The sequence below is a fragment of the Prevotella sp. AM42-24 genome (genome assembly GCF_003461825.1).
Classification (GTDB): domain Bacteria; phylum Bacteroidota; class Bacteroidia; order Bacteroidales; family Bacteroidaceae; genus Prevotella; species Prevotella hominis.
The window spans coordinates 74192-94791 of the sequence record NZ_QTXV01000005.1; the positions used below are offsets into that span (position 1 = coordinate 74192).

Sequence of the window (20600 nt, forward strand, 5' to 3'; positions counted from 1 at the left end):
TACAAACGCAATAATATCTACGCATATTTATACATTTTAGAATATTAAACACTCTATTTATATTTATATTTATAAATATGAATAAATAAAAATCATATTAAGTTTTCAAGATTTATGATTTTAAATTTTAAATTCCATTTCGGTTTACATATTTAAATAGCTAAACTTTTAAATCATAAACCTTACTAAATGTTAACGCTAAATTTTAGAAAATCTAAAATGCTCTATTTTTCTGTTTTTCTCGTTCTCGCAGACGAGTCCGAATCTACTCTTAAATTCGAGAGTTTTGAACCATCTAAAATTAAGAAAAGACACGTAACATACTGATTTACTGCTATTTATACAAGAAATGTCCCTTCAAGATAAAGCAAGAATCTAGCTCAGAAAAGTGCAAAAATAAGTAAAATATAGGCAAAAATCCTCCTTTGAAACCATTTTCAAGCCTATAAAATCCCCATAAACAGACTAAAACTTCCCAAATTTACATTTTTCAAGCCCTCTCTCTCGACAATTGGGAAAGAGACAGCCTCAATGGTCTTGAGATAAACAAGTAAAAAACCCCTCATCCCACCCTACCAAATCTGGGTGAAAAAAACAAAAAAGAGGTGATTCCTTATCGGATCACCTCTTCAATATGCTGTCAGAAAACGAGGAAAAAACAATCCCCCACCCTTCATAAACTGAAAACTCAGCTCAGAAAACATGGTTCAGGAGCAGGCTCATTTCTCAGCAAAACCTCCTCAAAAATGAAGAATTTGAAAGCTTCCACATCATTAGTGAAGAATGAAGAAAATCAATTCTTTCATGAGTTCACCAGCCGAAGTATTCGGATTGCTGATACCTTTGCTCTTTGCATCCACCTCTCTAAATTTATCGATAATCTGCATTACCTTCACTCCATTATAGTTTCTCATTCCTGTGATATAATCACGCACAGCCCAAGTTGACTTCAAATCCAGGAATAATGAAAGCGCTTTTTCATCCTGTTTATTGGGTACATAATAAGCCAGCATCAGATTTTGGAAATAAGAAAAGAGCATCGGGAGTAAAGCAAAGAGCGAACCACTCTTCGGATTGCTGTCAAAATAGTTGATAATTTGATTTGCTTTGAAAACATCACGGTTTACAATCGCATTTCTCAATTCGAAGGCATTAAAATCCTTGCTCACACCAATCACCTTTTCCACCTGTTCCGGAGTCACTCTCCTATCATTCTCAGGAAGAGAAATCAGAAGCTTGTCGAGTTCAGAAGTCAGTCGATGCAAATCAGCACCGATGTGATCAGCCACCATCTGGGTGGCCTTCGGTTCGATGGTTGCCTTCTGCTGTTTCATATAAGTTTCTATAAAACCAGGCAATTGATAGTCTTTGAGTTTTTTTCCTTCAAAGACCACACCAATCTGTTCGGCGCGCGGAACCAACTTTTTTCTTCGATCAATACTTCCGTTTTTGTAGCTCATCACAAAGATGGTTGATTTTACAGGATTTTCGAAGTACTTCTCGATTGCATCAAAATTCTTCAAATTTTGAGCTTCTTTCAAAATCACCACCCGATGCTCAGCCATCATAGGATACCCTTTGCACTGATCAACAACTTGCGAAGCTGTCGTGTCCGCTCCAAAAAGAATCACTTGATTGAAGTCTTTTTCTTCCGGCTGAAGCACATTTTCTGTGATATAATCACACAGTTTATCTATATAAAAAGACTCATCTCCCATCAGGATATAGACGGGAAAATAGATTTGAGCCTTAAGATCTTTCATGATCGACTCGTAACTATTTGCTTGTTTTTTTTCTGCCATTCCGATATTTTTTGTATCTTTGCAATGCCTTTTTCGCAGATTGCGGAGCAAAGCATAAGCTATTATTAATTGCATACAAAGGTACAAAATAATTTTGAAACTATATATAATAAGGTATAGGAAATCTTTCCTTTATATATAATAAGGTATATATATAATAAGGTATAGGAATTCTTTTCTATATATATAATAAGGTATAAGGAGCATTTCCTCAAAAAGAAAGATAGACATGACAAGATTGAATCTTCCCCCATTTGAAATCAAGTTGCGCGGCACCAAAGCGCAACCTCAGATATTCGATATTCTGAGAAAAAAATATATTGCGCTCACTCCAGAAGAATGGGTGCGGCAGCATTTCGTCCACTTTCTGGTAGAACACAAGGGCTATCCTGCAGCACTCATGGCAAATGAAATCCAACTGAAAGTGGGTGAAAAAACACTTCGGGCAGACAGTGTACTCTACTCCAGAGACCTGAAACCAAGAATGATTATAGAATACAAAGCTCCTCATATTCCCATCACACAAAAAGTATTCGACCAGATTTCCATATATAATATGCTCCTCCATGTTGATTACTTAGTGGTAAGTAATGGGCTGCAACACTATATTTGCAAAATGGATTATAACGATAAAAAATATTTATTCTTAGAGGATATTCCGGATTACGAAGAATTATTGACAGAATAAAAAGAGAGAAGGGAGAAAAAATCCCAGAACTTTATAGAAAATCGTTCCGTAATCCTCCCCTTTTAACCCCTTCATTTTTTGAGAATTTCCGGGCAACTGGCCAGCTGATTTGAAATTCGAGAAATATGAGCGGGTTATTTTTTTATAAAAAGTTCGATTTATTTTTGTACTCTCCACAAATTACATTATCTTTGCAGAGTTTATTTGGATTAAAACATTATCTCAGACTAAAGGGATTAAAATATCATCTCAGACTAAAGGGTTTGAAATATGATCTCAGCCTAACGAGATTGAAACGTAATCTTTATTAATATGGTAAATCAAAACATGAAAATAGCTGTGGCAGGAACGGGCTATGTTGGACTTAGCCTTGCCACTTTGCTCAGCCAGCACCATCAGGTAACAGCCGTGGATGTGGTGGCTGAGAAAGTTGAACTTATCAACAACCGAAAGTCGCCAATTCAAGACGAATATATAGAAAGGTATTTGGCAGAAAAACCACTCCAGCTAAAGGCCACGACCAATGCAGCAGAAGCCTATAAAGACGCAGACTTCGTCATCATTGCAACTCCAACAAATTACGACCCTGTAAAAAATTACTTCGACACGACCCATGTTGAGGAAGTCATCGAACTGGTGATGCAGGTGAATCCAAACGCCATCATGGTGATCAAGAGCACGATTCCTGTGGGCTATACGGAGAATGTCAGACAGAAATACGGCTGTGACAATATCATTTTTGCACCGGAATTTCTCCGTGAGAGCAAGGCTCTCTACGACAATCTCTACCCCAGCAGAATCATCGTAGGCCGTCCGGAAAGCGATGAGCGCCTCAACAAGGCTGCCCATATTTTTGCAGAACTGTTGCAGGAAGGAGCCATCAAGGAGAATATTGACACCCTGTTTATGGGACTGACCGAGGCTGAGGCCGTGAAGCTCTTTGCCAACACCTACCTCGCCTTGCGTGTAAGCTATTTCAACGAACTGGACACTTATGCAGAAATGAAAGGACTCGACTCCAAAGCCATTATCGATGGTGTAGGACTCGATCCACGCATCGGAACTTTCTATAATAATCCTTCGTTCGGATACGGAGGTTATTGCCTCCCGAAAGACACCAAGCAGTTGCTCGCCAACTATGCTGACGTTCCTGAGAACCTGATTCAGGCCATCGTGGAAAGTAACAGAACCCGAAAGGATTTCATTGCCGACCGTGTGCTCAATAAGGCTGGTTATTATGACTATGCCTACCAAAATAATTATTGCGCAGAGGAAGAGAAAGCCTGTACCATCGGAGTCTATCGCCTGACGATGAAGAGCAATAGCGACAATTTCCGCCAGAGCAGCATTCAGGGTGTGATGAAACGCATCAAGGCAAAGGGCGCACAGGTCATCATCTACGAACCTACGCTGAAGGACGGATCCACATTCTTTGGCAGTTTGGTGGTCAATGATCTCGAAAAGTTTAAGAAGTTGAGCCAGGCCATCATTGCCAACCGCTACGACAAATGCCTGGACGATGTAGAGGACAAAGTTTACACTCGAGACATTTTCAGAAGAGATTAAAATCCTTTGAAAAACTCAAGGGAAAAAACTCCTGAAAGCAGGAAATCACCTTTGAAAGTCTCAAGAAAAAAAACTCCTGAAAAAACAGGGAATCGCCTTTGAAAGTCTCAAGGAAAAAACTCCTGAAAAGCAGGAAATCGCCTTAAAAAAGACTCAAGGAAGAACCTCCTGAAAAGCAGGAAATCGCCTTTAAAAAGACTCAAGGAAGAACCTCCTGAAAAGCAGGAAATTGCCTTTAAAAAGACTCAAGGAAGAAACTCTTGAAAGCAGGAAATCACCTTTGAAAGTCTCAAAGGGGAAAAACTCCTGAAAGCAGGGAATCTTCTAAAAATAACGAAAGATAAAATAATAAAGAAATAACAAATAATAAACTAAATAAGAAAAATGGCAAAATTAGTAATTAATTCCTATGAGGAATTTGCATCTCACCTCGGACAGAAGTTGGGTGAGTCAGAATGGTTGCAGGTAGATCAGGATCGTATCAACAAGTTTGCAGACGCTACACTCGATCCACAGTGGATTCACGTTGACGTAGAGCGTGCCAAGGTAGAGAGCCCTTACCACAGCACAATCGCTCACGGTTATCTTACCCTGTCATTGCTCCCTTACATGTGGCAGCAGATTATCGAAGTGAACAACCTGAAAATGATGGTAAACTACGGTATGGACGAGATGCGTTTCGGTCAGCCAGTCATCACCGGTTCCCGTGTTCGCCTTGTAGCTACCTTGCATGAGATTGCCAATCTCCGTGGCATTTGCAAGACCAGCATCAAGTTTGACATCGAGATAGAAGGCCAGCGCAAGCCAGCACTTTCTGGCATTGCAACCTTCCTCTACTACTTCCAGTAATCACTCCCCAAAGAGAAGAATATGGCAGCAGGAAAATGGATTGGCGGCTTTCTCGGTTTCATGACAGGCGGTCCGCTCGGAGCACTTGCAGGCTTTGCCCTTGGCGCCCTTTTCGACAAGGGTCTTGACAGTGTAAACGAGGACAGCAGCAACCAGCAGGCATACGCCCACTCCAACAGGAGCTATGAGGGTCAGCGCAACAGTTTTATGTTTTCGCTGCTCGTACTTGCCTCCTACATCATCAAGGCCGACGGCAGGGTGATGCATTCAGAAATGGAGTTGGTGCGCCGGTTTCTGAGACAGAATTTCGGAGAACAGGCGAAACAGCAGGGTGAAGAAATCCTGCTCAAGCTTTTCGAGCAGCAGAAGCGTCTGGGCATGGCTGAATATCGTACGGTGATACAAGACAGTTGTCATCAGATACGTGCCAACATGGCTTACGAGCAGCGTCTTCAGTTGCTCAATTTCCTGGTCATGATAGCGCAGGCCGATGCTGTAGTAAGTCCAGAAGAGATTGCAGCCCTCAAGGAAGTGGCCATTCACATGGGACTCTCCGTAGAAGATGTCATTCAGATGCTCAATCTACGCAGCGGTTCCTCAGCCACCAGCAGTCTCGACGATGCTTACAAGGTGTTAGGAATTGCCCCTTCAGCCACTAATGATGAAGTGAAAGCCGCCTATCGCAAAATGGCGCTCAAACATCATCCAGACAAGGTTGCTGCCCTGGGCGAAGACGTGCGCAAAGCTGCCGAGAAGAAATTCCAGGAAATCAATGATGCTAAGGAGAAAATCTTCAAAGCAAGGGGATTATAATGAATTACATTCTTCATTGAATTACACAGAGGAGGCTGACTAAAATCTGTTACTTCTGGGTTATTCGATGAAGAATAAAATATCGGATAAACACAAAAAGCTCGCCAGATTATTCTGACGAGCTTTTTATTTATCTTTTCCGCAGTTTTTTCCGAAGGATTTAATCTGTATATTCCAAAGAATATAATCAGTCATTCCGAAGGATCTATTCTGCAGAGTTTTTCAGCCGGGATTTATTCTGCATCCTCAGACTTCTTCTTGCGAATAGTGCGCTTGCGCTTTGGTTTCTCCTCTGCTACAGGATTGTCGATTTTAACACCAGCCAATTCTGGGTCGATGAGGATACGGCCGCAGTACTCACAAGGAATAATCTTCTTATGCATCTTGATGTCCAACTGGCGCTGAGGTGGAATCTTGTTGAAGCAACCGCCACAGGCATCGCGCTGTACATATACAATACCCAAACCGTTGCGGGCACCCTTGCGGATACGCTTGAAGCTGGCAAGCAGACGTGGCTCGATCTTCTTCTCCAGTTCAGCAGCTTTTTCCTTCAGGTTCTCCTCTTCCTCACGAGTTTCCTCCATGATTCCGTCGAGCTCAGCACGCTTCTCAACCAAACCTCTTTCGCGGTCCTGCTTCTGTGCCAAAGCATGATCCAGGTCAGCCTGCTTTTCGCGGATTTTCTGTTCACCCTCACGGATCTTCTTGTTGCAAAGCTGGATTTCCAACTCCTGGAACTCGATTTCCTTGCTCAAAGTATCATACTCACGGTTGTTGCTAACAGTTTCCAACTGAGCCTGATAGCGCTCTACACTTGCCTGAGCGTCCATGATCTCAGCATGCTTCTGAGACAAAGCTCTGTCAAACTGGTGGATTTCGCGATCAATGTTCTCGATACGAGTTGCAAGACCGGCGATTTCATCTTCCAAGTCCTGAACTTCCAGAGGAAGCTCACCACGCAACGCACGTTTCTCATCGATAGAAGACAAGGTGGTCTGAAGCTGATAGAGAGTCTTCAACTTCTCTTCCACTGTCAAATCTGTAGGATCTTTCTTTGCCATATTATTAATATTTAAAAAATTATTTTTATTCTTCTTTATTTTCTTACAAAATTTCCCTTCTGCCCTCAAAAGGACAAAGAGGAAGGGAAAACTATCCCCCAATTAGAACCCCCTGAAAGAGGAAGGGAAAATCCCCCAATTAGAACCCCTGAAAAGAGGAAGAGAAAATCCCCCAATTAGAACCCACGAAAAATTTCTCATTTCTCATTTCTAATTTTATCCCCCCTTACAGGTAAATGATCGGATTGGTATTGACTTCCGAGATTTCACACTTCACTCCAGGGCATTTTTCCGTGATAATGCTGCGGAAGATTTCGCTCGTAAACTGTTCGCTCTGATAGTGACCGATGACGCAGATTTGGATTTCCTGCTCATGGCCGAAGAACTCATGATAGTGCATTTCGCCCGTAATGAAAGCATCAACACCAGCCGCGATGGCAGCATCCAGCAGGAAAGAACCCGCCCCGCCACAAAGCGCCACCTTTCTGATAGGCCTGCGCAGCAACTGGTTGCACTGCACACATTCCGCCTGAAAACGCTCTCTGAGCATCAGCACCAGGTCGTCGGCAGCTATTCCGTCTGCATGCAACGTATCAGCCTCGTCAGTTATTTCGCCTATCACTCCTTCTCCGCCTTTCACACCGTCAATCTCCTTCTCGCCTCCGAAGAAACGCAGGTTGCGAAGTCCGAGTTTCTCTGCTATTTTGAAGTTGACACCACCCTTCGCCGCATCCATATTCGTATGCATGGATACGATGGTAATATCGTTCTTGATAGCCTTCCTCACGGTGCGCTGCACATAGTTTTCGTCTGAAATTCTCGCCAGTTTGCGGAAGATCAGCGGATGATGGCTCACGATGAGGTTACAGCCCTTTCGGATGGCCTCATCTACGACGGCCTCAGTCACGTCAAGACACAACAATGCCCCTGACACTTCTACCGCCTCTGTTAATCCAACTTGCAGGCCGGCATTATCGTATCCTTCCTGCAAGGGCAGAGGCGCGTAATGTTCAAGGGCATCAACTACCTGATATATTTTCACGCTCTTAAAATATTTTATTTTCATGCACTTTCATCGTCTTTTCATGTCCTATCAGACATCCCAATTAGAGTGCAAAACTATGCTTTAGAGTGCAAAGTTACGCATTTATTCGCAAAAATATCACGAACACTCCTTTTGTTTAATATAATTTAATACTTTCCGATAAAATTATCCGAATACTCTTCGCCCAATTCACATTTTTTCCTTATTTTTGCAACCAAATTGTTTTTAAAAAATCAGAACGCTTATGTATCACCCAACTTTACCTTTCGAATTCGTACTTCCTGCCGAATGGGAACGTCAGAGCGGCATTATGCTCACTTGGCCTCACGCTGAAACAGACTGGAAACCCTATCTGCGACAGATAACAGATACTTATCTGGAACTGGCTGATATCATTACCCGATATGAACACCTCCTCGTGGCTACTCCTATCTTGGAGAGCACCAGGTCGATGCTTGCCAAAAGACTGTCGGCCGACCAAATGAACCGTGTCCACCTCTTTGAAATCGACAGCAATGATACATGGGCACGAGATCATGGTCCAATCACTCTGGTGTGCAAGTCGCAGAACTCAGGCTACATGATGCCTTTCACCCTCCTCGACTTCAAGTTTAATGGATGGGGAGAAAAGTTCCGTTGGGAGAAAGACAATGCCATCACGCAAAACCTGTATTATCAGGGAGCTTTCCAGAACTGTGCGGTCAACAACCATCAGGGATTTGTGCTCGAAGGCGGCAGTATCGAGAGCGACGGCAAGGGCACCATCTTCACCACCTCCCAGTGCCTTCTGGCGCCTCATCGCAACCAGCCGTTCAATCGTGAGCAGTTGGAAAAGCTCCTGAAGAATTTCTTCCAGGCGCAGCACATCGTCTGGCTCGACCATGGCAATCTGATCGGCGATGACACCGACGGTCATATAGACACCATCGTGAGAGTGGCTCCCCACGACACCTTATTATATGTAGGGTGCGATGACCCAGAGGATGAACAGTATGAGGATTTCCAGGCACTCGAAGCCCAACTCAAGAAGCTCTTCACCTTCGAAGGCTATCCTTACCGACTGCTGAAATTGCCAATGCCGGACGCAATCTATGATGATGGCGATAGACTGCCAGCTACCTACGCCAATTTCCTCATCCTGAATGGAGCCGTGATTTACCCTACCTACAACCAGCCTGAGAAAGACGAGGAAGCTAAAAAGCAGATTCAGCTCGCCTTCCCAGACAGAGAAATCATCGGTGTAGATTCGCTCACCATCGTCCGCCAGCATGGAAGCATCCATTGCCTCACCATGCAGTTGCCGGAAGGAGTTATCAGAATGCAGGAACCTGCCCAGTTCTAAATTGGTTTTACGAAGGATTTCATCAATTGAGATTGATTTTGTTTAAGACCAAGAAATTTAGCTGGATTATAGGCTTTTAGAAAGAGGAAAATCCTGGAAGGGAGAAGAAAGGATTTTCGAAAGAAAAAGAGAAGAAAGAATTTTCAGAAAAATCTCGAAAGAAGAAAAAGAAGAAAGGATTTTCGGAAGAAAAAAAGAAAAGAATAAGAAAAAAATGAAACTCGGATTTTTACAGTTACATATTACGGCAGATATTGCCGACAACAAGAGCCGCCTGGCAGAAGGCATTATTGACCTTGCCCACCGCGGCGCAGAACTCATCGTATTACAGGAATTGCACAATACACTTTATTTCTGTCAGGTAGAAGATGTGGATAATTTCGACCTGGCTGAAACGATTCCTGGCCCCTCCACCGATTTCTACGGCAAATTGGCCAAAGACCTCGGCGTAGTCATCGTCACCTCCCTTTTCGAGCGACGTGCACCAGGACTTTACCACAATACGGCAGTAGTGATTGAGAAGGATGGAACCATCGCCGGCAAATATCGCAAGATGCACATTCCAGACGACCCAGCCTACTATGAGAAGTTCTACTTCACCCCTGGCGACCTCGGTTTCCAGCCTATCCAGACTTCCGTGGGCAAGCTCGGCGTGCTCGTCTGCTGGGACCAATGGTATCCAGAAGCAGCGCGACTGATGGCCCTCCAGGGAGCAGAAATCCTCATCTATCCTACTGCCATCGGCTACGCCAAGTATGATACGGAGGATGAACAGCAGCGCCAGCGTGAAGCATGGACCACTGTGATGAGAGGTCATGCAGTTGCCAACGGCTTGCCTGTAGTAGCCGTCAATCGTGTTGGTTATGAACCAGATCCAAGCGAGCAGACAGGCGGAATCCAGTTCTGGGGCAGCAGTTTCATTGCCGGTCCTCAGGGCGAGCTTCTTTACCGTGCCAGCGACAATGAAGAAGAAAGCATCGTGGCAGAAATCGACATCAAGCACAGTGAGGATGTGCGCCGCTGGTGGCCATTCCTCCGCGACCGTCGCATCGAGAACTACGGAGATATCACCAGGCGATTCATTGATTAAACCGTTTTTTGCCGGAAATTCCGATAGAATATCGGGATTCCGGCATACATATATATATATATAAGGTATAGTTTTTCAGGATAAATGGAGAATTTGGAAGTGATGGTGGTACTTTTCATCATCGTAATTTTAGGTTACGTCGCCTGCAAGTTAGGATATATGGGCGACAAGTTTGACAAGAAGTTATCCAGCATGGTGGTAGATATCACCTGCCCTCTGCTGGTGCTCTCGTCTGTAATGGGCGATGAGCTGCCCGACCGCACGCTCATCCTCCCGCTTTTGGGCGTAGGTTTCCTTACCTACATCCTTTTGCTTGTATTCGGTTTCGGGGTGCCCCGTCTCATCACACGCAATCATGATGATCAGGGCATGATTGGCTTTGCCCTGATGTTTGCCAACGTAGGATTCATCGGCTACCCTATCGTGTCGAGCATTTTCGGCCCGAAGGCCATTTTTTATGCAGCCCTGCTCAACATGCCGAACACATTCTTTATCTTTACAGCAGGCGTCATGCTCATCAAGGGCGAGTACAGCATTAAGCAGTTCAATCCTAAGGTACTGTTTTCTCCGGCCCTTCTTGCTGCCTTCGTGGCTGCTCTCCTGGTAGCCTTCGGGGTTCATACTCCTGATATCATTGCACGTCCAGTAACGATGGTGGGCAATGTTACGGTTCCGGCGGCTCTGATGATTATCGGTTCCTCGATGGCCAAATTGCCGTTGAAGGAGATTATCGGCAGTCCGAAGGTATATCTTTCCTCGCTTCTGCGTCTTGTGGCAGTACCTCTGAGCATCTATTTTCTGTTCAAAGTATGTGGAGTAAGCGATCAGGTCAACAACATCAATACGGTGGTCATTGCGATGCCTGTAGCGAGTTTCGGCACGATGTTCTGTCTGAAATACGGCCGCAATCCATCTCTCATCACCGAAATGACGTTCATCACCACGGTGGGCAGTATCATCACCATCCCGCTCATCACTCTCCTCTTTTCGAAATAAAAGAATCCCCTGATGTAACAGAAAGCATCAGGGGATTTTTATTTACGCAATGACACCTTATTTTACACATTAAACGAAAAAACTCCTTCATTTTTTCGTTATTCCCCGATTTTTGCTTTATCTTTGCAACTATAATCCTTTACCAATCATATAAACAGAAATGAAGATTAACAACATAACGAAAAAAAGCCTGCTCCTCATCTCACTGGCGATGGTCAGCACTACTTACCAGACACAAGCTGCACCGATTGAACATATCGGCGACAGATACATCATGCATCTACAGGAAATGGAACTCACCGGCGAAGAATCACTCCTCGACGTACTTATGATGTGCCCGGAAGTCATCTCGCTCGACGGCAACAACATCATCGGCGGAGATCCCTTCGCCAACCTCTACGGCAAGTTCGTCATCCGTATTGACAACCAGGAATACGGACTCGATTACGCCACCTTCCTCCACCATTTCAAGGCTCGGGAGATAGAAACCATCAAGGTGTGCCAGAACGCTGAAGTGATGAAGGGATGCAGCAGTCTGAAGAAAGTCATCGACATCACGCTACGCAAGAAAGAGAACGGAACCACCGGCAGATGGGGACTCTTCGGTGATACCTACGGCGGCGCAAAAGGCATCGTCAGCGTCATCAGCCAGCAGGATAAACTCCGTGTGCTCAGTCATGTAGAAGGCAACTTCCAGCGCACCTCCAGCAGCGATAAGGACGCCTACCAGGACATCTCTGGCACCACCGTGAACCACTACTCCCACGAGGGGGCCAAGCTCAATCTGCTCTGGACGCCTACCGCGAAGGATGTGCTCGAAATAGATGCGATGCAGACCTATACCCGCAACCATTTCACCCACACCCCGGCCGATTACGTGCGCGCCTATCATCTGCAGGCCGACTATACCCGCACGCTCGCCGACAACGGCTCCAGCATCCTCTTTACCCTCGGTGCCGAGCACATCAGCGACAACGGCCGTACGCTGGAAGAAACCCAGACTGCGCCCTACCAGAACCACTCCACCTACCCCTTCATGGTGGTAGAATACGCCACTCCGGTCATCACCTCCAATCTCTGGATTACGGCAGGTTTCGAGGGCGGTCTCTCCATCGAGAAGAACTGCGTTGCCGGCTACATCAACCATTCCAACTACCAGGATTTCTATGCCCAGCTGGATTACAACATCGGCAAATGGGGATTCATGGCAGGCGACCGCTTCCGCATCATCAACTTCCGACCTAAGCAGATAGCGCCCGAAGAGCACTGGAAGCATACCACCCGCAACCATATCTACTCGGCAAGTGCCTATTACACCTTCACACCGGGACATACCCTGCAGGCCACCTACTGCCGCCGCACCTTCAATCCTGAGTTCGGCGATTTCATAACCACAGGCGATATGGAGGGTGCCTGGCAGCCGGTTTATACTGCGGATATCGGCAACAGTATGGCCAACGTGATAGAACTCAAGCATACCTACAGCCGCCCAGCCTTCGTGCTCAGCACCTCGGTAAAGAACATCCACCAGCACCAGCTCAACTCCATCCACGACAATACGCTCGGCATCGGAACCACCGCCTTCTGGCATAAGGGCATCATGCGCCTCACTGCCGGTATCAACTACTTCTGGCAGCGTAGCGAGACCCCTTCTGAGGAAACTCAGCAGCGCGATGCAGATTACAACCATTTTGCCGTATTCAAGCTGGCACCGCAGTTCACGTTAGCTGATGGCTGGCGCCTCACTTCCAACATCATCTGGTGCACGCGCCGCAGCAGCAATGCCTATACCCCGGCTAATCTCTATGCCGAAGTGGGAGTATATAAGAATCTGGGTAAGCACTGGACGCTTGAAGGCCGCTTCCACGACATGGCAAGTCAGCACTTTGGCAACCGCGCCGCCACCATCGGCTGCACCTATTATTTTTAACCCTCTTTTCTCACCTATCGCCAACGGCTTTATTTACGAGAAACAGAGAGGATACTGACTTCCAAAAAGAGAAGACTCTTAGAGAGAGGACTTTCAAGAAAGATTTTTCAATGAAAGAAGAAAGAAAAGAGAAAGAGGACTTTCAAGGAAGATTTTCAAGAAAGAGAAGAGAAAGAGAGGACTTTCAGGGAAGATGTTTCAAGAAAGAAAAGAGAAGCGAAAAAAGAAAATAGGAAAAAAACAAATCCCAATCCTTTGGAATCAATTCCGTGGATTGGGATTTTTATCATGCAGAAGAAATTATAGTTAATTTCAGTAAGTTTTCTAAAGACAACTTGAGAATTTTCTAAATGAACATTAGAAAAACTTGTCAATATCAATGGAGACACCTACCTGGAAGGTCACTCCATCCGTAATCGGACTGTTCAGATAATAAAACTTAGGCTTATATCCGAAGAGATTATCCAGCGCCGCATTCACCTTCACCGCCTTGCCGATGCGCTGCACCAGCGAGAGCTTCCAGAGGGTGTAGGCAGGATATTCCACGGAGATCGTGCCCTTGCTCACATCATAATAGTCCTTGTATTCCACATTCTCCACGCCCGAAAGCACACGCCCCTGCAAACCGATGTTCAGCCCATAGTTGCTGCTTATCTGGCGATCGTAGTCCATACGAACGTTCAGCGCATGCTCACGGGCAGGAATATACTGGTTGTTGATGGAATTCCCGTCCTTGTCCTTCGCCAGCTGCTCCTTCGTATAAGCATAAGTGATGCGAGCACCCAGACCATTGTTCCATTTCGCCTGTGCCCCTACTTCACCACCACACACGCTGTAGTCGTCCAGATTAGAATAAGGCAGGTAAGGCAGCTTGTCTTCCGCCGTCTTGAAATAAGGAGCCGCCGTAGAAAGCTTGTTCTTCACCTTATTATAATATATAGAGGCCGTATAGTTGTAGTGGCCCTTAGTATATTCGGCCGAGAGATTGAAGTTGTGGCTCACCTCCGATTTCAGATGCTCGTTGCCCTCCACGATCCAGATGCCCGACATATCGAAGTTGTAGTACTTCTCCTTCAGCGTAGGCGCCCTGAATCCCATACCATAGCCGGCACGGATAGCAAGATTGCGCAATGGCTTGTAACAAACGTTCAACTTCGGCGTGAGATGAGAATCCTTGCCGTCGGAGAAATAGTCGTAGCGCAGCGCACCCACCAGCTCCCACTGGTCGTTGAGGCGCCAGTCGTACTGGGCAAAGAGATCCCAACTGTCCTGCTTCCTGGTTTCTCCCTCCAGATTGGTGTTGTAGAGATAGTCGTGCAGCAGGTCGGAACCCACGGTCAGCACATCGCCACCCCCGAAAGTATGATTGTAGAGCAGGCGGAAGGAATTCTGCACATTACTGTAGTCACGGATGTCCAGACGGGTGATGCGCTGATAGTCCGACTTGTCATACTGGTCGAACGCATAACTTGCCTGCAGGTCGTCAGCATCCGAAATCTGCCAGTTCATGCGCAGACCGCCCGAGAAGTCACGGTAGCGCTCAGGCTGGTCGGCCGACCTCACCGTTTCACGGAAGAAATATCCCGCACGCCCCGTCAGACTGAAGTTGCTGGCAGGACTCCACGTCAACTGTTCCTTCAGATTGACCGTCTTATCCCCATACACCGTAGAGATGATGCGGGTCACGGGATTCGCCGCACTGTGCACATCGTAATTGTCCATGCGGTTGAAGTGGGCAGAGAGCATATTGTTCCAGTGTTTGGAGTTCAGCCCCCACGTAGCCCCATATCGCTGCTCGTTGTGCTTAGCATATCGGGCATTCACGTTGAGCGTCCAGGGCTGTCGGTTTCGCTTGGTGATGATGTTGATCACGCCGCCCGTAGCATTGCTGCCGTAGAGCGCCGAAGCCGCACCCTTCACGATCTCGATACGTTCCACATTATCCATGTTCAGACGGGTGAAATCCACATCGTCCATCGTCTCTCCCGCCAGTCTCTCGCCGTCCACGAGAAAGAGCACACCCTGTCCTCCGAAACCGGAGAAGTTGAGATGGGTCTGCTGGTTCATCGCATACGAGAATTCCACGCCCGGCAATTCCTGTTGCAGCAAGTCCTGCACATTGGTAGCATCCAGTCGGGCAAGTTCGCGTGCATTGATCACGCGCGTCTGAATCGGCGTGTCCTTCAGGAATTTAGGCGTACGAGTGCCTGTCACCACCACCTCGTTGAGGTCAAACTGGCGACAAACGGAGTCCACGTAAGCATCATCCGAGTCCATCGCAGCCGCAGCCGGCGCCGTCCCAGCCATGAGCATGGAGAATAAAATATATTTCTTCATTGTTATTTCTAAAAATCAGGATTGCATCGGAAACCCGTTGCATTTACTAATAAGGATACTTGTAGTTGATGGTGAGAAAACACTTCTTACCCTCCTGCGATAGATAGTTTTCCAGCTGCAGGGCAGCATAAGTACCGTCCTTGAGGCGCAGGATAAACACATGATTGTTCATGCTGAAGGCAGGCGGCATAGGTGGAATTTTCATGCTGAGCCATGATGAGAGCACCTTGTTCACGCTGATGCCCTGCGAAGGCACATAGCCCATCAGCATCAGGTCCTGACTGTCCCACACCAGGTTCTCGCTCCATTCATCCTCCTGGAAGTTCATGTTTCTGAAAGCCTCACTGCTCTCCGGCAGTTCGTCCATCGAAGTATAAGAAGTCTCCAGCACCGCCCCGCCGTTGGTTCTCACATTGTTGCGGTGTACGGCCAAGGTCCATTCCTCAGGTTCCTCCTGCCCCTCAGTAGGCGTATAATAAGAGAAGGTGTTCTTCTTGATTCCCTCTCCGAAGACATCAAACCAGTACATATATTGTCCCGCCTTTCTGCCCTGTGTAGCCGCCTCGTGTCCCGCTTCCGTCTCGTCTTTCTCGCCGGTGGCAGTCATCGGAATCGGGTAAGCCGCAAATTCCGTCTGCGCCTTCATCAGCGCCTCCTCATCCCCCGCCTCAGTGAGTCGCTGCAGCAGGTTCAGGTCCACATAATACCAGTCTGTCCAACTGGTAGCATCTATCAAGAGCTGACCTTTCGCCGGCACTATCTCCTTCGGCTGGTCGTAGATATCGTCAAAAATACCGTTGCAGGAAGTGAGCATCAGGATTCCCACTCCAGCAACGGTCATTTTGAGATGATTCATGATTGAATGAAATATCATCTGCTAAACAAGTTTATCAAAATTATTTTTTTAGGAATTTCTTACCGTTGATGATGACCACACCCTTGTAGTTGTCACCTACCAGCTGACCCTGCAGGTTGTACATCTTTCCTTTGCCCTTAGCAGTCTCGCCCTTCACTGCACCGATGCCGTTGGTCACCGCCTTGAAGTTGGTTGAGATATAGAAAGGCATAGCCCCCATCTGGAATCTGTTGATGATGTCGCTCACCTTGCTGCCTTCATACTTCACGAGGATATTATTGTCCTTCTCGGCGTTGAAGCTATAATCATTGTCCATATTCATGCTTCCGCCCTTGCAGACAACGTGGAATTTCAGACCGTCGTTCTTGTAGTCACGATAGAAACCACCCTTCGCCTCATCGTAGATAAGCCCCTTGATGGTGTAAGTGCCGAGAGTCATATTGCCCATCACAGTATTGTCAAGCGTATAGGTAGGCACGGTCACGTCCATCTTCTGCATCTCGCCATCCATATACTTGCGCACCTGATAAGTAACGCCCGCATTCTCATAGTTCATCATTCCGCCAATGCTTACAGCTATCGGACTGCTCACCTCCTTGATGTAGTAAGACTTGATGCTGTAGGTGAGCGGTAAAGGCATCTTGCCATATTGGAACACCACTTTCAGCGTGAGCGAATTGTCAGCCATATTATAAGTACCGGTAAGCGATGAACCGGTGATGGATTTCTCCTCATTATTCACAGTCACCTTGGCGCTGAAAGTCTGTTCAGCCATCGTAATGACATGATTTTCGCCCTTAGTAAACGTCACATTCTCGATAGTGAACGAAGGGATGGTAGCCATACCTTCCATAGCAGGGAGCGTGATGTTGCCTGCCGACATGCTGACCATTTCAAATTTCACCGTATCGCTCTCGCAAGGAGTATTCTGGCCCATCACAGCCATTTCAGAAGCACCAGAAAACTTCAGAGCACCATGCATCTGAGCCGACATAGAGGAAGCCAACATAGTGGCAAAAATAAGCGTAAAGAATTTCTTCATTTTATACAATCTTTCGTTTAAATTACTAATCTATTACCTTTTATTGAGTTGTTCCCTTGATGGGGATAAAGTAGAGGAATCGGCAGCCCGTCACAGGCCTCCAGTTCCTTTTCGGGGTGCAAAGGTACAAGGTTTCGCCGAAATGTGCAATACCTAAAAATATGTATTCCGCCTAACCCCCATTTGTAGGTATTAGACGGAATATCTCTAAAATTCTAATCCACGATTTCAGCAGTTTGGTCTTTGCCGCTGTAGAACCAGAAGCCGGCTATCAGACCGATGAAAACCACCAGGATTCCCACCATCTCCACGATGTGATTTCCCGGGTCCACCCATATCTCCTTGAAGAAGCCGTTGCGTGCAGCAATCTCCACAGCCGACCAGAGCACGATCACGTTGGCAAGCGCCATTCTCAGGTTTCTGCCCCAGCTCTTGATGTGCAGTTCCTTCTTGAATATCATGCCCGAACCTATCAGGCAGAGAATGCCCACGGCGTAGGTAATAGGATGAGTAGAACCGAGGAAGACAGGGTCGTAGCAGAACATGAGCAGCAGATACAAACCCCACATCATGATGTTCCATTCCATAAAGGTGACGATGGCAGGATGATGGGCCATCGGACGCAGTTCCACACGTTCTTTCACGCCACAGTGGTTTTGAATCCAACGGGTGAAATCGCAGCCCGTTTTGGTGCAGAACACGTACATCACGATAAACATCATCCACATACCGAAAGAGGCAGGCATGATGAGGTATTCAGGTCGGGAACCGCGAATTTCCTTGAGTTCCGAACGTCCGAATTCCTCGATGGGAGTACCATTGAGCGTATAAGTATGATGAACCCCTACACCATTCACATATTCCGTAGCAGTCTGCACGATACCGTTGCCCACCAGGTCGCAGTGCACGCCGTATCTCTGTGCATAGTAGGCGAAGAGGAATTCCACCCATCCGGTCCAGAAGAGCAGTGCACCTGTCATTCCATAGCAAGTCTGTTTCGTATCCCCTTTCACGAACACGCCGCAGATGGTGACGATGAGTCCCACAAAACCCATCGCGAAAGCCGAGTAGTGCAGCATGGTAAGTTCGAACGTATGTTCCATGATGATCATGAGCGCATGTCCGAGCGGCATCAGGAGCAGGATGATGAGGATAGATCCGATGGTCTTCCCCCAGTACAAATTCTTCATTTCCATTCTTAAAAGTCTAAAATAGTAAAATGTTATAAATTAATGAATCACTGATATAAAATTGAGTTGCAAAGGTACTACTATTTAGACAGATTCGCAATACCTACATATAATGATTTTGGAGGAAGTGAGGGGGCATCAGAAATAATGACCACGACCGGAAACCTTAATGACACTTAATGACACCCACCCTTAATGACACCTGAAGAGGTATCAAATATCTCCCTCCTCCTATAATTAACCCCAAAATATTTGGATGGTTCCTTTATTTTGTGTAAATTTGCAGCATGACTAATAAGAGCAAGATCATGGCAGAAATGAATATGAATAGGAGACTACCAGTAGGCATACAGTCTTTTAAGGAAATCAGAACCGAAAAATTACTGTATGTAGATAAGACAGATTTGATTTGGAATCTGGTAAATAGAGGAGATAAGTACAATTATCTCAGTCGTCCCCGTCGCTTTGGCAAGTCAGTTCTCATCGATACTCTACAGATGTATCTGGAGGGCAGAAAGGAACTCTTTGAGGGCTTGAAGATCATGGAACTGGAGAAGGAATGGGTAAAGCGCCCGGTCATCAGACTTGATATGAGTCAGGCTGGAGCAGAATCGAAAAGTGTACGAAGCTATTTGGATGATGCGTTCCATACTTATGAAACAGAGTATGGAATAGTAATACGTCAAGAAAGTTCACTTGCCGTGAGATTCAAGAACATCATAGAAACTGCTTGTAATAAAATCGGTCAGCAGGTGGCCATTCTTATTGATGAATACGACTCGCCACTACAGCATTCCTGGAAGACGGTGCAGCATGAGGCTTGTACCGCCATTTATCGGGAAGTATTTGCCATTTTGAAGGCCGACGATGAGTATGAGAAGTTTGTCTTTGTTACAGGTATTACCAAATTCACTCAGATATCCTTGTTCTCAGTCTTGAATAATCTTACCAATATCAGTTTCGAGCCAGAATATGCTGCCATCTGTGGCATTACAGAAGAGGAGATAGCAGAAAACTTCCAGCCAGAGATAGCGAGCATGGGGAAATTGAATGGATGGTCCATACAGAAGACCCATGATCATTTGAAAGAATATTATGATGGTTATCATTTCTCTTTCAGAAACATGGTGGACATCTACAATCCTTACAGCCTCATCTATGCCCTTAACTCTGGGGAATTGCGAAATTATTGGGCTGCATCTGGTGCAACCTCTTTGCTTCCTAAGTTTGTGGATGATATAGAGATAGATCTGGAACGTTTCGAGGAATGCTATATTGACCGTGAAACATTGGAGTTGTCGGATGTGATAGATGGAGGAGCAGAATTGTTTCTCTATCAGTCTGGCTATCTCACAATCAAGAGCTATGAAGATGAAGTCTATACGCTTGGTTTTCCGAATGAAGAAGTCAAGAGGGCGCTGTACAAAATGGTGGTCCCTGCTTTGACGATGCAAAACAATTCGAGGCCAGTTTCCGTGCAGACTCTCTTGATGAAGACTATGCGAGAAGGAAATGTATCAGAGGCGATGAAGCATCTGAAGGCTCTCATTGCTGATGTCCCTTACAGCAATAAAAAGCTGGCAAGTATGGATATGGAAGAGCGTTATCGTCTCATTATCAGTACTCTTTTCAATGCAGTAGGTCTGAATGTGCAAGTAGAAAAGATGCTTGCTACAGGTCGGATTGATATTGTGGCAAAGGCTCCTCGATTCATTTATGTGATAGAACTTAAACTATCCAAGAATGGAGGTAAGTCGGCTGGCGCTGAGCAGATAAGAACCCATCACTATCTCGAACCTTTCAAAAGCGATAAACGTAAAGTAATAGGCTTGAGCATTGAATTGGATGATTTAGGTAAAGGCTTACTTGGCTGGAAAGAAGTGGCAGAATGAGCTTAATGACACCCACCCTTAATGACAACTGAAGAGATTATTGCAGACTACAATAATCGTGTAATAAATCATTAAAAAAGAAGATTTAGCTTGGAAGTTTC

17 protein-coding genes are annotated in these 20600 nt (G+C 46.0%); 10 read left to right on the forward strand and 7 right to left on the reverse strand.

Going from position 1 to position 20600, the window contains the following annotated elements; translation table 11 throughout:
• Positions 1-773: 773 nt before the first annotated feature.
• Complete coding sequence (gene holA / locus DW917_RS03045; protein WP_118116375.1) at positions 774-1802, reverse strand: DNA polymerase III subunit delta; 1029 nt, start codon at positions 1800-1802, stop codon at positions 774-776.
• A 229-nt stretch (positions 1803-2031) separates the two neighbouring features.
• Here holA and DW917_RS03050 point away from each other — a divergent pair, with 229 nt between their 5' ends.
• The 4 genes from DW917_RS03050 to DW917_RS03065 all read left to right on the forward strand — a co-directional run bounded on the left by DW917_RS03050 (position 2032) and on the right by DW917_RS03065 (position 5718).
• Positions 2032-2490 (forward strand): type I restriction enzyme HsdR N-terminal domain-containing protein, encoded by a 459-nt coding sequence (locus DW917_RS03050; RefSeq protein ID WP_118116377.1) that lies wholly within the window; start codon positions 2032-2034, stop codon positions 2488-2490.
• Positions 2491-2802: 312 nt separating this feature from the next.
• Entirely contained in the window at positions 2803-4056 is a 1254-nt protein-coding gene (locus DW917_RS03055; protein ID WP_370453508.1) for a nucleotide sugar dehydrogenase, read from the forward strand.
• A 384-nt stretch (positions 4057-4440) separates the two neighbouring features.
• Complete coding sequence (locus DW917_RS03060) at positions 4441-4905, forward strand: MaoC family dehydratase (RefSeq protein ID WP_022111066.1); 465 nt, start codon at positions 4441-4443, stop codon at positions 4903-4905.
• Positions 4906-4926: 21 nt separating this feature from the next.
• Positions 4927-5718: a TerB family tellurite resistance protein gene (locus tag DW917_RS03065; protein WP_118116381.1), complete on the forward strand. Its 792-nt coding sequence runs from the start codon at positions 4927-4929 to the stop codon at positions 5716-5718.
• A gap of 233 nt (positions 5719-5951) precedes the next feature.
• Here DW917_RS03065 and DW917_RS03070 read toward each other — a convergent pair whose 3' ends face one another.
• Together DW917_RS03070 and DW917_RS03075 are read right to left on the reverse strand one after the other, a co-directional pair.
• Positions 5952-6779: a zinc ribbon domain-containing protein gene (locus tag DW917_RS03070; protein WP_118116383.1), complete on the reverse strand. Its 828-nt coding sequence runs from the start codon at positions 6777-6779 to the stop codon at positions 5952-5954.
• Positions 6780-7005: 226 nt separating this feature from the next.
• Positions 7006-7821, reverse strand: a complete 816-nt coding sequence (locus tag DW917_RS03075; RefSeq protein WP_118116480.1) for a Nif3-like dinuclear metal center hexameric protein — start codon at positions 7819-7821, stop codon at positions 7006-7008.
• Positions 7822-8068: 247 nt separating this feature from the next.
• Between DW917_RS03075 and DW917_RS03080 the strand changes: the two genes are divergently transcribed.
• The 5 genes from DW917_RS03080 to DW917_RS18055 all read left to right on the forward strand — a co-directional run bounded on the left by DW917_RS03080 (position 8069) and on the right by DW917_RS18055 (position 13415).
• Positions 8069-9166, forward strand: coding sequence for an agmatine deiminase family protein (locus tag DW917_RS03080; protein ID WP_118116385.1), 1098 nt, complete (start codon positions 8069-8071; stop codon positions 9164-9166).
• Between the two features lie 214 nt (positions 9167-9380).
• The gene (locus tag DW917_RS03085) at positions 9381-10256 is read left to right on the forward strand and encodes a carbon-nitrogen hydrolase (RefSeq protein WP_118116387.1); all 876 of its coding nucleotides are present in this window, start codon (positions 9381-9383) and stop codon (positions 10254-10256) included.
• Positions 10257-10340: 84 nt separating this feature from the next.
• On the forward strand, positions 10341-11252 hold the full coding sequence (locus DW917_RS03090) for an AEC family transporter (protein ID WP_118116389.1): 912 nt from the start codon (positions 10341-10343) through the stop codon (positions 11250-11252).
• A gap of 160 nt (positions 11253-11412) precedes the next feature.
• On the forward strand, positions 11413-13182 hold the full coding sequence (locus DW917_RS03095; RefSeq protein ID WP_118116391.1) for a hypothetical protein: 1770 nt from the start codon (positions 11413-11415) through the stop codon (positions 13180-13182).
• 110 nt (positions 13183-13292) lie between these two features.
• Positions 13293-13415: a hypothetical protein gene (locus tag DW917_RS18055; RefSeq protein WP_255415304.1), complete on the forward strand. Its 123-nt coding sequence runs from the start codon at positions 13293-13295 to the stop codon at positions 13413-13415.
• Between the two features lie 124 nt (positions 13416-13539).
• Here DW917_RS18055 and DW917_RS03100 read toward each other — a convergent pair whose 3' ends face one another.
• From DW917_RS03100 to DW917_RS03115, 4 genes are all read right to left on the reverse strand, one after another.
• Entirely contained in the window at positions 13540-15519 is a 1980-nt protein-coding gene (locus tag DW917_RS03100; RefSeq protein ID WP_118116393.1) for a TonB-dependent siderophore receptor, read from the reverse strand.
• A gap of 46 nt (positions 15520-15565) precedes the next feature.
• Positions 15566-16375 carry an HmuY family protein gene (locus tag DW917_RS03105; RefSeq protein WP_233524615.1) on the reverse strand — a complete coding sequence of 270 codons (810 nt, stop codon included), beginning with the start codon at positions 16373-16375 and terminating at the stop codon, positions 15566-15568.
• A 40-nt stretch (positions 16376-16415) separates the two neighbouring features.
• The gene (locus tag DW917_RS03110; RefSeq protein WP_118116482.1) at positions 16416-17417 is read right to left on the reverse strand and encodes a calycin-like domain-containing protein; all 1002 of its coding nucleotides are present in this window, start codon (positions 17415-17417) and stop codon (positions 16416-16418) included.
• 215 nt (positions 17418-17632) lie between these two features.
• On the reverse strand, positions 17633-18613 hold the full coding sequence (locus DW917_RS03115) for a hypothetical protein (RefSeq protein WP_233524616.1): 981 nt from the start codon (positions 18611-18613) through the stop codon (positions 17633-17635).
• Between the two features lie 302 nt (positions 18614-18915).
• On the opposite strand from DW917_RS03115, the gene DW917_RS03120 reads away from it, so the two are divergent.
• Positions 18916-20499, forward strand: a complete 1584-nt coding sequence (locus DW917_RS03120) for an ATP-binding protein (RefSeq protein ID WP_233524617.1) — start codon at positions 18916-18918, stop codon at positions 20497-20499.
• Positions 20500-20600 lie beyond the last annotated feature (101 nt).

Bases quoted from the DNA above. Each gene is read 5' to 3' on its own strand.
- holA (WP_118116375.1), bottom strand. From the start codon at position 1,802: ATGGCAGAAAAAAAACAAGCAAATAGTTACGAGTCGATCATGAAAGAT.
- DW917_RS03065 (WP_118116381.1), top strand. From the start codon at position 4,927: ATGGCAGCAGGAAAATGGATTGGCGGCTTTCTCGGTTTCATGACAGGC.
- DW917_RS03100 (WP_118116393.1), bottom strand. From the start codon at position 15,519: ATGAAGAAATATATTTTATTCTCCATGCTCATGGCTGGGACGGCGCCG.
- DW917_RS03050 (WP_118116377.1), top strand. From the start codon at position 2,032: ATGACAAGATTGAATCTTCCCCCATTTGAAATCAAGTTGCGCGGCACC.
- DW917_RS03085 (WP_118116387.1), top strand. From the start codon at position 9,381: ATGAAACTCGGATTTTTACAGTTACATATTACGGCAGATATTGCCGAC.
- DW917_RS03080 (WP_118116385.1), top strand. From the start codon at position 8,069: ATGTATCACCCAACTTTACCTTTCGAATTCGTACTTCCTGCCGAATGG.
- DW917_RS03070 (WP_118116383.1), bottom strand. From the start codon at position 6,779: ATGGCAAAGAAAGATCCTACAGATTTGACAGTGGAAGAGAAGTTGAAG.
- DW917_RS03120 (WP_233524617.1), top strand. From the start codon at position 18,916: ATGGCAGAAATGAATATGAATAGGAGACTACCAGTAGGCATACAGTCT.
- DW917_RS03090 (WP_118116389.1), top strand. From the start codon at position 10,341: ATGGAGAATTTGGAAGTGATGGTGGTACTTTTCATCATCGTAATTTTA.
- DW917_RS18055 (WP_255415304.1), top strand. From the start codon at position 13,293: ATGAAAGAAGAAAGAAAAGAGAAAGAGGACTTTCAAGGAAGATTTTCA.
- DW917_RS03055 (WP_370453508.1), top strand. From the start codon at position 2,803: ATGGTAAATCAAAACATGAAAATAGCTGTGGCAGGAACGGGCTATGTT.
- DW917_RS03115 (WP_233524616.1), bottom strand. From the start codon at position 18,613: ATGGAAATGAAGAATTTGTACTGGGGGAAGACCATCGGATCTATCCTC.
- DW917_RS03060 (WP_022111066.1), top strand. From the start codon at position 4,441: ATGGCAAAATTAGTAATTAATTCCTATGAGGAATTTGCATCTCACCTC.
- DW917_RS03095 (WP_118116391.1), top strand. From the start codon at position 11,413: ATGAAGATTAACAACATAACGAAAAAAAGCCTGCTCCTCATCTCACTG.
- DW917_RS03110 (WP_118116482.1), bottom strand. From the start codon at position 17,417: ATGAAGAAATTCTTTACGCTTATTTTTGCCACTATGTTGGCTTCCTCT.
- DW917_RS03105 (WP_233524615.1), bottom strand. From the start codon at position 16,375: ATGAATCATCTCAAAATGACCGTTGCTGGAGTGGGAATCCTGATGCTC.